Raw genomic sequence first — 11417 nt, 5'->3', positions numbered from 1 at the left:
GCGCCAACGCCGGTGAAGGCATCGCCATCGACTCCATCGTCAGCGCCAACTCGGCGGCCCTGGGCCAGCTGAGCGCCACCGAGCACTTCGTGGCAACGGTCGCCGCCCCCACGCTGGCGACCATGCCCGCCGACGGCGCCGCCATCCCCGCTGGCACCGCCGGCTGGACCATCACCGACGCCAACGGCACCACCGTCGCCCTGGGCGGCATCGGCGCGGCCACGACGGCGGCACAGCGCACCACGCAGGTGGTGGACGCGATCAACGCCAAGTCGTCCGACACCGGCGTGTTCGCCCGCGAACTGGCTGCAGGTGGCTACGAGATCTTCTCCAACCGCGACCTGACCGCGGCGACCACCTTCGGCGCCGCCTTCACCGCGACCACCACCGGCGCGCCTGGCGACACCGCGCCTCCGGCCACGCTGACCACGCTGTCGGCCATCAACGTCAACAGCTTCGGCGACGCCCAGAAGGCGCTGCAGGTGATCGACAAGGCCATCAACGCGGTCAACAGCTCGCGCGCCGACCTCGGTGCCCTGCAAAGCCGCTTCGAGAACGCCGTGGCCAACATCCAGATCACGGGCGAGAACATCTCCGCCGCGCGCGGTCGCATCGTCGATGCCGACTTCGCCAAGGAAACCTCGAACCTGTCCCGCGCGCAGATCCTGCAGCAGGCCGGCACCGCCATGGTGGCCCAGGCCAACCAGGCACAGCAAGGCGTGCTGTCCCTGCTGCGCTGATCGGGCGCCAGGTATCGCCATGCGCCCGGCCGTTGCACGGTCAGGCGCCTGCCCCAGGGCGGCGGCGCGGTGTTTCACCGCCCGCCGCCTTGTGCATTGAGCGCGTGCTCGCGGGCCCGCAAGGAACTGTTCACTAAAGGACGTAAAGCATGTCTCCGACCCTTCAAATCGAGCCGCTCATGCCTACAGTCCGTCCGCTGGGTGCCGATAAAAATAGGTATCAGACACCAGGAACCCAAGCCATGTTCACCTCTGTCAACACCCGCGCAGCATCCACCTACAAGCGTGTCGCCGTCGACACCGGCGTGCAGACGGCCGACCCGCACCAGCTGGTCAGCCTGCTGTTCGACGCGCTGATCCAGAGCTTGAACCTGGCGCGCGGCGCCATGGAGCGCCAGGACGTGGAGGCCAAGGGCATGGCCATCGGCAAGTCGATCCGCATCATGGAAGAAGGCCTCAAGGCAGGCCTGAACCTGAACGACGGCGGTGAACTGGCGGCCAACCTCAAGGGTCTGTACGACTACAGCATCCAGCGCCTGACGCTGGCGAACCTGCGCAACGATGCAGCGCCGGTGCACGAAGTGCTCAACCTCATCGAACCGCTGGCCGACTCCTGGAAACAGATCCGCGCTGGTGCCCTGCAGGGAGCCTGATCATGGAACAGCACGGCTTGCTCGACTACTACAAGGCGATCGAGAACACCAGCCGCCGCATGCTGGAAGCGGCGCAGGGCGAGGACTGGGACCAGGTGGTGCGCCTTGAAGGCGCCTGCGCGGTGCTGATCGCCCAGCTGCGCTTCAAGTCCAGGACCGACGAACTCGGCCCGGAAGAGCGCAAGGAGAAGACAAGGATCATGCAGCGCATCCTGCGCACCGACGCCGAGATCCGTTGCCTGGCCGAACCCTGGCTGAACGACCTGGCGCAGATCTTCGACAAGAGCAGTCCGGCGCCGATGCACTGAAGAAAGAGATGCGCCGCTGTCGCGGCGCGGGGGAGCGTCAAACGCTCATGTTCATGATGTCGGAATAGGCCTGAACCATGCGGTTGCGCACATGCAGCGTGGCCTGAAAGCCGACCTGTGCCTTCTGCATCGCGAGCATGGTCTCTTCCAGACTCACCTTGGGGTTGCCCAGTTGCACCTGGGTCTGCAGCCTGGAAGCGGCCTCCTGCGACGCGCTCACTTCCTTCAAGGCGTTCTTGAAGTTGGCGCCGAAGCCGGCTTCGACGCCGCCAGCGGCACCGGGCCGCTTGAGCGCGCTCTGGCCGATGCCGGTGAGGGCCTGGCTGGTCAGGGGGGAAATGCGCATGTCCATGGCGGAATCCTTCGACAAGAGTTGACGCCCTGATGCTAGGCGGCGCCGGCGCGGCACGGGACGGGAATAAGGGCACAAAGCCGGGCCTTTTCATGGCAATGGCGGTGGCACCGGGACCGAATAATCGACTGCAACAGGGTGTATCTCCCCCTGAAAACGACCGACCACCCGACGCCCGAACCCCATGAGCACCACCGCCGTTGCAGAACTGGACATCCAGACCGCGAACCCCACGCGCAGCGCACTGGGCGACGGCTTCGCCCGCATGGACCAGGCCCAGAAGATCAAATTCGGCCTGGGTGCGCTCGCCCTGCTGGCATTGGCCCTGGCCTTCTTCTTCATGGGCCGCCAGGCCGAATGGCGCGTGCTCTACGCCAACCTGGGCGACAAGGACGGCGGTGCGATCGTCGCCCAGCTCTCCCAGATGAACGTGCCCTACAAGCACGCCGAAGGTGGCCAGGCCATCATGGTGCCGGCCGACAAGGTGCACGACACCCGCCTGCGCCTGGCCTCGCAGGGCCTGCCCAAAGGTTCGGTCACCGGGTTCGAGCTGATGGAGACCAACCGCTTCGGCATGACCCAGTTCCAGGAACGCCTGACGTTCCAGCGCGGCCTCGAGGGTGAGCTCACCCGCTCGATCCAGTCGCTCTCCTCGGTGCAGAGCGCGCGCGTGCACCTGGCGCTGCCGAACCAGAACGGCTTCTTCCGCGAACAACAGAAACCCAGTGCCTCGGTGCTGCTCACGCTGCATCCGGGCCGCACGCTCGACCGCGCCCAGGTCGCCGGCATCGTGCACCTGGTGGCATCCAGCGTGCCCGAGATGAACCCCAAGGCGGTGAGCATCGTCGACGACGCGGGCACCCTGCTCTCCAGCTCCCCCGACAGCCAGGCCCAGGGCGCCGACACCCAGAAGCTGCAGTACGTGCAGCAACTCGAACAGATCTACACCCGCCGCATCATGGACATGCTCGAGCCGCTGGTGGGGCGCAACAACGTCAAGGCCCAGGTCAGCGCCGAGATCGATTTCTCGCAGGTCGAATCCACCAGCGAGCAGCACCGGCCCAACCAGGGTGCCGACGCCGTGGCCACGGTGCGCAGCCAGCAGACGGTGGAGGACGGCGCGGCCGCCGCCGCCCAGCCCGCGGGCGTGCCCGGCGCGGTGAGCAACCAGCCGCCCGCCACCGGCACCGCGCCCATCAACGGTCCGGCCGCTCCCGTGGGCGTGGCCAACGGCCAGGGCACCGACAAGCCCGGCAACATGCGCCGCGAATCGGTGGTGAACTACGAAGTCGACAAGACGGTGAAGGTGGTGCGCGAATCCAGCGGCCAGATCCGGCGCCTGAGCGCGGCGGTGGTGATCAACCACCGCACCACGGTCGACAAGAGTGGCAAGGAAACCACCTCTCCCATCCCGCCGCAGCAACTCGAACAGATGACCGCGCTGGTGCGCGAGACCATCGGCTTCAACCGCGACCGCGGCGATTCGGTCAACCTGGTCAACGCCGCCTTCAATGTCGAGAAGACCAGCGAAGTGGCCGAGGCCGCCTGGTGGCAGCAGTCCGGGAACCAGGACCTGCTGCGCAGCCTGGCCTGGCCGCTGGGCATGGTCGGCCTGGGCCTGCTGGTGCTCATGGGCATGGTGCGCCCGGGCCTGAAGCTGCTCAAGACCCCGGCACCACGCCGCCTGGACACAACACCCGTGCAGCCGCTCAACGCCGTGCTCAACGAATCGCCCGAACGCCCCGGCCTGCCGATGCCCAGCGACGAGCCCACCGCCGAGAGCCTTCGCATCGCCGACGCCAAGCGTCTGGCGCTGGAGAACCCGATGGCGGTGGCCAACATCGTCAAGGGCTGGGTGAATGGGGAGGCACCGGCATGAGCCGGCGCCACCCCGGCAGGATCCACCCCCTGCGCCGCTGCGCGGCTTCCCCCTCTCTCGCCTGCGGCGGGAGGGGGACGGCACCCGGGGCCTGGCAAAGCCAGTACCCCGGTGCCTCTGGACCGGGACACCGCGCTCCGGCGGCCCTTCGCGGCGCATAGACAAGGACCAAGACCATGGAAGACCAGGGAATCCAGGACGCCGCCATCTTTCTCATGTCGCTGGGCGAGGAGGAAGCGGCCGAGGTGTTCAAGCACCTCAGTCCGAAGGAAGTGCAGAAGCTGGGCGAGACCATCGCCAAGACGCGCGCGGTCTCGCACGAGCGCGTGGACCAGGTGATGGTGAAGTTCACCAGCGCGGCCTCGTCGCAGAGCCTGCTGGTGTCCGACACCGACAACTACGTGCGCGCGGTGCTCAAGCGCGCACTGGGCGACGACAAGGCCGCGCTGCTGATCGACCGCATCCTGCAGGGCGGCGACGTCTCGGGCATCGAGAGCCTGAAGTGGATGGACCCCGCCTCCATCGCCGAACTGCTGCGCAACGAACACCCGCAGATCGTCGCGGCCATCCTCGTGCACCTGGAGTCGGACCAGACCGCCGCCGTGCTCAAGAACCTCACCGAGCGCACCCGCAACGAGGTGATGCTGCGCATCGCCACGCTCGAAGGCATCCAGCCGACCGCGCTGAAGGACCTCAACGAGGTGCTGTTCAAGGTGCTGGCAGGCGGCGACAAGATCCGCAAGACCTCCATGGGTGGCGTGAAGACCGCGGCCGAGATCATCAACATGATGGGCACGCAGATCGAGACCTCGGTGATCGAGTCGATCCGCGAGTTCGACGCCGAACTGGCGCAGAAGATCATGGACAAGATGTTCATCTTCGAGGACCTGCTCAAGCTCGACGGCAAGTCGATCCAGATGGTGCTCAAGGAAGTGGCGACCGATTCGCTGATCATCGCGCTCAAGGGCGCCACCACCGAACTGCGCGAACTGGTACTGGGCAACATGTCCACCCGCGCCGCCGAAGCCCTGCGCGAGGACCTCGAAGCGCGTGGTCCGATCCGCCTGTCCGAAGTGGAAGCGCAGCAGAAGGAAATCCTCAAGATCGTGCGGCGCCTGTCGGACGAAGGCCAGATCGTGATCATGGGCGGAGGCGAAGATGAGGCTTTTGTATGACCCCCCGCGTCGCCTTCGGCGCCTCCCCCCTGCAAGGGGGGCGACACCTGGGGCCGGCGCAGCCGGACCCTCGGTGCCTCTGGAAGGGGCTGCCGCACTCGATGGGCGCCGTGTGAACTTGCTGGGCTGATCGATCATGGCTTCTTCCAAACCCAACCCCCATTCCCGCTTCATCCCGCGCGAGGAAATCGACGGTGTGGCCGCGTGGCACTTCTCCGCCATGGATGGCAGCGACGACACGCCCAACGCGGCCATGGAAGACGGCAGCACCGGCGAGGGCGTGACCTCGGAAGTGCTGCAGGAGGCGCGCCAGCAGGCGTACGCCGACGGCTTCGCCCGGGGCCACGACGCGGGCGGCCAGGAGGTGCGCGACGCGCTGGAGGCCACGGTGCGCAAGACCGCCGAGGAAACCGCGGTGCGCATGGCCCAGTTGCTGCACAACACGCGCGACCACCTCAAGAAGAGCGAAGAAAAGATCTCGCGCCACATTCTGGAACTGGCCTGTGACCTGGCGCGCCAGGTGGTGCGCCAGGAACTGCGCGGCGACCCCGAACATCTCAAACCCGTGATCGCCGAGGCACTGACGCAGCTGGCCGACGACGGCCTGCCCGCGACGGTGCGCATGAACCCGGGCGACCTCGCGATGATGCAGGGCGTCCTGCGGGAGAACCTGGGCAACCACGCTCCCGAATTCGTCGCCGACCCGGCCATCAGCCCCGGTGGCTGCCTGATCGAGTCGGCCACCACTGCGGTGGACGCCACCATTGAAAAGCGCTGGGCGCGCGCCGTGGGCAACCTCGGCCTGGACGCGGCCTGGAACCCGAAGGACATGGATGTCTGACAGCACCTTCGGAAGCGAGAGCCGCTGGGGCCACTTCATGGAAGACGTGCGCGCCAACGCGGTCGTGCGAACGCCGCTGGAAGTGCGTGGCACGCTCACCCGCCTGGCCGGTCTGGTGCTGGAGGCCGTGGGCCTGAAGGTACCGGTCGGCTCGCAGTGCCTGATCGACAACGGCCACAAGGACCCGGTGCTGGCCGAGGTGGTGGGCTTCTCCAACGACCGCGCCTACCTCATGCCCGCCGGCGACACGCACGGCCTGGCCAGTGGCGCCAGCGTCACGCCGCTGGCGCCGTACCGCACCGTGCCGCGCGTGGGCCAGGCCAACAAGCCCCCTTCGCCGGACGACCGCGGCACGCTGCGCCTGCCACTGGGCCGCGGCCTGCTCGGTCGTGTGGTTGATTCGCATGGCAACCCGCTGGACCACCAGGGCCCGATCCAGAACGTGGACATCGAACCCATGGACCGCGCGCCACTCAACGCCATGGACCGCGACCCGGTGCGCACGCCGCTGGACACCGGCGTGCGCGCGATCAACGCCCTGCTCACCGTCGGCCGCGGCCAGCGCATCGGCCTGTTCGCCGGCTCGGGCGTGGGCAAGAGCGTGCTGCTGGGCATGATGGCGCGCTACACCAAGGCCGACGTGATCGTGGTCGGCCTGATCGGCGAACGCGGCCGCGAGGTCAAGGAGTTCATCGAGGACATCCTCGGCGCCGAAGGCCGCCAGCGTTCGGTGGTGGTGGCCGCGCCGGCCGACGCGCCGCCGCTGGTGCGCATGCAGGGTGCTGCCTACGCCACCGCGATCGCCGAGCGCTTCCGCGACGACGGGCTGGACGTGCTGCTGCTGATGGACTCGCTCACCCGCTACGCCATGGCGCAACGCGAGATCGCGCTGGCCATTGGCGAACCCCCCGCCACCAAGGGCTATCCGCCCTCGTGTTTCGCCAAGCTGCCGCAGCTGGTGGAGCGCAGTGGCAACGGCCTCAAGGGCGTGGGCTCGATCACCGCCTTCTATACCGTGCTCTCCGAGGGCGATGACCAGCAGGACCCGATTGCCGACGCGGCGCGCGCCATCCTGGACGGCCACATCGTGCTCTCGCGCGCGCTGGCCGAGTCAGGTCATTTCCCGGCCATCGACGTCGAAGCCTCGGCCTCGCGCGTGATGCACAACGTCGCCGGCGCGGTGCACCTCGAGCTGGCGCGCAAGTTCCGCGGCCTGTACTCGCGCTACCAGAAGAGCCGCGACCTGATCCAGCTCGGCGCCTACGTCGCGGGCAGCGACCCCGAGACCGACCGCGCCATCGTGCTCTACCCCGCCCTGCAGCGCTTCCTGATGCAGGACATGCACGAGGCCGCCAGCCTGCCCGAGAGCCTGCGACAGATGCAGGCCGCGCTGCAGGAGGACCCGAAAGACAAGGCGGCGCCGCAGCGCCAGACCCGCCCGCACCACAACCCCTATGAAGGAAGCCCAGGATGACCGCGATTCAGACCCTGCACAAGGTGGTTGAACTGGCGGAGAAGCGCCGCGACGAGGCGCTGGGCGTGCTGGCGCAGATGCAGCGCGAGCTGCAGATCGCGCAGGACCAGATGGACCAGCTGCAGTCGTACGCGCAGGAGGCCGAGGCGCGCTGGACCGAGCGCAGCCGCGTGGGCGTGGACACCGCGCTGCTCATGCACCACCGCGAGTTCATGCACAAGATCCATCATGCGCTGGAGTTCCAGCGCAGCGTGCTCGGCGACCGGACCAGCCTGATCGAGCGCGCGCAGGAGCAGGTGCATGCCGCCGAACGCGACCTCGCCGGGCTGCGCAAGTTCGCCGACCGCAAGCAGCAGGCCATCGTGCACAAGGCGCAGCGCCAGGACCAGAAGAACACCGACGAGATGGCCCTGTCCATCCACCTGCGTCAGAGCCTGGCGCAGGCGCAGGTTCGTACCTGAAGACCGACCCCACCATGACCACGACCCACGCCAGCAGCACCGCCGCACCCAAGCCCGTCGAGAGCGGGCACAAGCCGAACCAGAACAAGGCGCGCGCCGACGCCGACAAGCCGGCCGCCACCGACCTGTTCGCCACCTTGCTGGGCTTGGTGAGCGACACCCACACGCCACCCGCCGCCGAGGCGACCGACACGCAGCCCATCGCCCAGGACAGCGGGACCGAGACCGACGCCGACGACACCGCCCAGAACCCGCTGACCGCCCTGCTCGCCTGGATCACACCCACACCTGGCGCCACACCAGCCGCCACGCCGGGCGCGGACGCCGGCAAGTCGGCCCCTGCCACCGATGCCACCGCCCGTGTCCCCGAAGACAAGACCACAACCGTGCGCGACGGTGTGGACATCGAGGGCATGACCCGGGTCGACGAAGCCGCTCCGGCCCTGCCGAACGCGGCGGCACAGGCGCGCGCCGCCGCCGCCTCGCGCCCGGCCTTCAGCCCGCTCCACCCGAACGCGCCCCAGGCCACGGCCGGCACGGCGCGCGGCAGCGAAGGCCCGTCAGCGCAGGCCCATGCACCGGCGATGGTCTGGCAGCGCGGCGCCGCCTCCGGCACCGAGGCCCTGCACCATCAGCATGCCGCGCAGCTCGCGCAGGCGCGCAGCACCGTGGCGCTGAACGACCGATTCGGCCTGGCCGGCGCTCCCGAGATCGCAGCGCCAGCGCTGCGCGAGTTCGCCGGCGCCGGCACCCTGGGCGCGGGCAGCCCGCAAGCCACAGCGCCCGCGGCGGATGCGGCCCAGAGCCTGGGTGCCGGCGCGAGCGCCGACAGCGCCGGCGGCGACCCGGCCACCGACAGCGGCGGTGATTCCGGCACGGGCGACAACGCGGCAGGTGCCGAGGCCGGCCAGGACGCCGATGGCCCGACCGTGAGCCACTGGGGCACCCAGCACCTGCGCCACGCCAGCCTGCGCGTGGGCGGCGAGGGCGGTTCGGAGGCCATCGACATCCAGCTTCAGCTCAAGGGCCAGGAGGTGGATGTGGCCTTCCAGACCGACAACGCCGAGGCCCGCGCCAGCCTGCACGAGAACGCGGGCGAATCGCTGGGCGACCTGCTGCAGCGCAGCGGCATCCAGCTCGGCGGCGTCTCGGTGGGCAGCCAGGGGGCGTCCCATGGCGGCCATGCCCAGGGGCGTGCGCCATCCGTTGGTGGCCTGCGCACCGAGTCCGCCGGCCGTGCCAGCGCCGCTGCCGACCTGGCCACGCGGCCATCGCCACAACCCCGCGCCGACGGCAGCCGCCCGCTGGACGTGTTCGCCTGAACCCCGGCCCACCTCGGCGCCGAGGACTTGAATAGCGGCCTTTTCCGGCGCTTATCTGACGAACGGCGCCAGGGGGGGCGCTCAATAATTCTTTCAACCCCACACGTTGTCCCGTGTGTCTTGTTGAAGGAACCCCATGTCTGCCGCTGCCGCCGCCACCGCTCCCGCTGCCGCCCCCGAAGCCCCCAGGAAGAAGAGCAGGAAGCTGCTGTTCATCCTGATCGGCGTGGTGCTGCTCGCGGTGCTGGGCGCCGCGGCCGCGCTGTTCATCCTCAAGAGCAACACCGCCCACCTCGACGACGAGGGCTACGAGGACGAGGACACCGTGGCGAGCCAGAGCAGCGAACCCAGGACACCACCCGTCTTCCTGCCACTGGAGAACATGGTCATCAACCTGGCCGACCCGGGGGGCAACCGCTTCATCCAGCTCGGCCTGACGCTGCAGTTGCAGGACACCGCCACCGAAACCGCGGTGAAGGCCTACCTGCCCAGCATCCGCAGCAACATCCTCGTGCTGATCTCGCAGCGCACGGCCGACGAAATGCTGCAACTTGCCGGCAAGGAGAAGCTGGCCCGCGACATCATCGGCACGATCTCGAAGGAGATGGGCTACCAGGTGCAGACCGAAGCCGAGGCCGAGCCGGCCGAGGGCAAGAAGAAAAAGAAGGCCAAGAGCGCGCCCAATCCGGTGCAGGCCGTGCTGTTCTCCAGCCTGATCGTCCAGTAAGCGGAACGCGACCATGGCCGAATCGTTTCTGTCCCAGGAAGAGATCGACGCCCTGCTCGAAGGCGTCACGGGCGAGAGCCAGAAACTGGCGAAAGAGGAAGCCCCCACCGGCGCGGTACGGGACTACAACCTCCAGAGCCAGGAACGCATCGTGCGTGGGCGCATGCCCACGATGGAAATCGTCAACGAGCGGTTCTCGCGCAACCTGCGGCTGGGCCTGTTCAACTTCATCCGCCGCAGCCCCGAGATCTCGGTCGGCGCGGTGCAGGTGCAGAAGTACAGCGCCTTCCTGCGCGAACTGGTGGTGCCGACCAACTTCAACATCATGGCCATCCGCCCGCTGCGCGGCAACGGGCTGGTGGTGTGCGAGCCGACGCTGCTGTTCGGTGTGATCGACAGCCTCTACGGCGGCAACGGCAAGTTCCACACCCGCATCGAAGGCCGCGACTTCTCGCCCACCGAGCAGCGCGTGATCAACCGCCTGGTGGATGTGGTGGCGGAGGAATACAAGAAGGCCTGGCGCGGCGTGTACCCGATCGAGCTGGCCTACCAGCGTTCGGAGATGCAGCCCCAGTTCGCCACCATCGCCACCCCGAGCGAGATCGTGGTCTCCACCAGCTTCACGCTGGAGATCGGTGACATCTCGGGCTCCTTGCACCTGTGCATCCCCTACGCGACGCTGGAGCCGATCCGCGACGTGCTGTATTCCAGCGTGCAGGGTGACGCCATCGAGGTCGACCGCCGCTGGGTCAAGCTGCTGAGCCACGAGATCCAGGCCGCCGAGGTGACCATGGTGGCCGAGCTCGCGCAGACCGAGGCCACGGTGGAACAGCTGCTGGCCATGCAGATCGGCGACTTCATCGAACTCGACCGCAATCCGTCGATACAGGCCCACGTGGACGGCGTGCCCGTCTTCGAGTGCCAGTACGGCACCCACAAGGGCAAGTACGCACTGCGCGTCGAGCGCAACCTGCGCGGCATCGACATGAACTGGCTGGGAGATTCCTATGTCAACTGACAACACCACCGACACCAACACCACCATGAACGACGCCGTCACCGACGACTGGGCCCAGGCCCTGGAAGAACAGGCCGCTACGGTCAACGTCGACCAGGACGGCGCACCCGTTTTCGATTCGGCCGCCTCGCCGGTGACCACCGGTGGCGGTGGCGGTGGCGGCGCTGCCGCCAGCGGACCGATGCAGGACATCCAGATGGTGCTGGACATTCCAGTACAGCTCTCGGTGGAGCTGGGTCGCACCCGCGTGCCGATCAAGTACATCCTGCAACTCGCGCAGGGCTCCATCGTCGAGCTCGACGCGCTGGCCGGCGAACCCATGGACGTGCTGATCAATGGTTACCTGATCGCGCAGGGCGAAGTGGTGGTGGTGAACGACAAGTTCGGCATCCGCCTGACGGACATCGTCACCCCTTCAGAACGCATGCGGCGCGTAAGCCGCACCTGATTCCCCGAACCGAGCCCCC

Annotated in this window: 13 protein-coding genes; 12 read left to right on the top strand and 1 reads right to left on the bottom strand. The window is 68.1% G+C overall.

The features are described 5' to 3' along the window. The 3 genes from K5880_RS11710 to K5880_RS11700 all read left to right on the top strand — a co-directional run. Positions 1-740 (top strand): flagellin (locus K5880_RS11710; protein ID WP_297652019.1); only part of this gene is annotated, 740 nt, incomplete at its 5' end. Positions 741-982: 242 nt separating this feature from the next. Continuing rightward, positions 983-1393 carry a flagellar export chaperone FliS gene (fliS, locus tag K5880_RS11705; RefSeq protein WP_297652016.1) on the top strand — a complete coding sequence of 137 codons (411 nt, stop codon included), beginning with the start codon at positions 983-985 and terminating at the stop codon, positions 1391-1393. A 2-nt stretch (positions 1394-1395) separates the two neighbouring features. After that, positions 1396-1701, top strand: a complete 306-nt coding sequence (locus K5880_RS11700) for a flagellar protein FliT (protein WP_297652013.1) — start codon at positions 1396-1398, stop codon at positions 1699-1701. A 37-nt stretch (positions 1702-1738) separates the two neighbouring features. On the opposite strand, the gene fliE is transcribed toward K5880_RS11700, so the two are convergent. After that, a complete protein-coding gene (fliE, locus tag K5880_RS11695) occupies positions 1739-2053 on the bottom strand; it encodes a flagellar hook-basal body complex protein FliE (RefSeq protein ID WP_297652010.1) in 315 nt (104 codons plus the stop codon). 184 nt (positions 2054-2237) lie between these two features. On the opposite strand from fliE, the gene fliF reads away from it, so the two are divergent. From fliF to fliN, 9 genes are all read left to right on the top strand, one after another. Next, on the top strand, positions 2238-3932 hold the full coding sequence (gene fliF, locus K5880_RS11690) for a flagellar basal-body MS-ring/collar protein FliF (protein ID WP_297652007.1): 1695 nt from the start codon (positions 2238-2240) through the stop codon (positions 3930-3932). Positions 3933-4108: 176 nt separating this feature from the next. Beyond that, positions 4109-5107, top strand: coding sequence for a flagellar motor switch protein FliG (fliG, locus tag K5880_RS11685; protein WP_297652004.1), 999 nt, complete (start codon positions 4109-4111; stop codon positions 5105-5107). 136 nt (positions 5108-5243) lie between these two features. Beyond that, positions 5244-5948 carry a flagellar assembly protein FliH gene (locus tag K5880_RS11680; protein ID WP_297652001.1) on the top strand — a complete coding sequence of 235 codons (705 nt, stop codon included), beginning with the start codon at positions 5244-5246 and terminating at the stop codon, positions 5946-5948. A gap of 37 nt (positions 5949-5985) precedes the next feature. Beyond that, positions 5986-7422 carry a flagellar protein export ATPase FliI gene (gene fliI, locus K5880_RS11675; protein ID WP_297652047.1) on the top strand — a complete coding sequence of 479 codons (1437 nt, stop codon included), beginning with the start codon at positions 5986-5988 and terminating at the stop codon, positions 7420-7422. Beyond that, positions 7419-7883: a flagellar export protein FliJ gene (gene fliJ / locus K5880_RS11670; protein WP_297651998.1), complete on the top strand. Its 465-nt coding sequence runs from the start codon at positions 7419-7421 to the stop codon at positions 7881-7883. Before fliI ends, fliJ begins: the two co-directional genes overlap by 4 nt. 14 nt (positions 7884-7897) lie before the next feature. Continuing rightward, a complete protein-coding gene (locus tag K5880_RS11665) occupies positions 7898-9205 on the top strand; it encodes a flagellar hook-length control protein FliK (RefSeq protein WP_297651996.1) in 1308 nt (435 codons plus the stop codon). A 136-nt stretch (positions 9206-9341) separates the two neighbouring features. Beyond that, positions 9342-9932: a flagellar basal body-associated FliL family protein gene (locus tag K5880_RS11660; protein ID WP_297651994.1), complete on the top strand. Its 591-nt coding sequence runs from the start codon at positions 9342-9344 to the stop codon at positions 9930-9932. Between the two features lie 13 nt (positions 9933-9945). After that, on the top strand, positions 9946-10950 hold the full coding sequence (gene fliM / locus K5880_RS11655) for a flagellar motor switch protein FliM (RefSeq protein WP_297651992.1): 1005 nt from the start codon (positions 9946-9948) through the stop codon (positions 10948-10950). Continuing rightward, a complete protein-coding gene (gene fliN / locus K5880_RS11650; protein WP_297651990.1) occupies positions 10940-11398 on the top strand; it encodes a flagellar motor switch protein FliN in 459 nt (152 codons plus the stop codon). Before fliM ends, fliN begins: the two co-directional genes overlap by 11 nt. Positions 11399-11417: the final 19 nt, after the last annotated feature.

It is taken from the genome of Hydrogenophaga sp. (genome assembly GCF_025699295.1).
Classification (GTDB): Bacteria; Pseudomonadota; Gammaproteobacteria; order Burkholderiales; family Burkholderiaceae_C; genus Hydrogenophaga.
This window is presented reverse-complemented; position numbering and strand designations above follow the sequence as displayed.

Coding starts and splice junctions, on each gene's coding strand:
- K5880_RS11660 (WP_297651994.1), top strand. CDS start 9,342: ATGTCTGCCGCTGCCGCCGCCACCGCTCCCGCTGCCGCCCCCGAAGCC.
- fliJ (WP_297651998.1), top strand. CDS start 7,419: ATGACCGCGATTCAGACCCTGCACAAGGTGGTTGAACTGGCGGAGAAG.
- fliN (WP_297651990.1), top strand. CDS start 10,940: ATGTCAACTGACAACACCACCGACACCAACACCACCATGAACGACGCC.
- fliM (WP_297651992.1), top strand. CDS start 9,946: ATGGCCGAATCGTTTCTGTCCCAGGAAGAGATCGACGCCCTGCTCGAA.
- fliI (WP_297652047.1), top strand. CDS start 5,986: ATGGAAGACGTGCGCGCCAACGCGGTCGTGCGAACGCCGCTGGAAGTG.
- fliG (WP_297652004.1), top strand. CDS start 4,109: ATGGAAGACCAGGGAATCCAGGACGCCGCCATCTTTCTCATGTCGCTG.
- K5880_RS11680 (WP_297652001.1), top strand. CDS start 5,244: ATGGCTTCTTCCAAACCCAACCCCCATTCCCGCTTCATCCCGCGCGAG.
- K5880_RS11700 (WP_297652013.1), top strand. CDS start 1,396: ATGGAACAGCACGGCTTGCTCGACTACTACAAGGCGATCGAGAACACC.
- fliE (WP_297652010.1), bottom strand. CDS start 2,053: ATGGACATGCGCATTTCCCCCCTGACCAGCCAGGCCCTCACCGGCATC.
- K5880_RS11665 (WP_297651996.1), top strand. CDS start 7,898: ATGACCACGACCCACGCCAGCAGCACCGCCGCACCCAAGCCCGTCGAG.
- fliS (WP_297652016.1), top strand. CDS start 983: ATGTTCACCTCTGTCAACACCCGCGCAGCATCCACCTACAAGCGTGTC.
- fliF (WP_297652007.1), top strand. CDS start 2,238: ATGAGCACCACCGCCGTTGCAGAACTGGACATCCAGACCGCGAACCCC.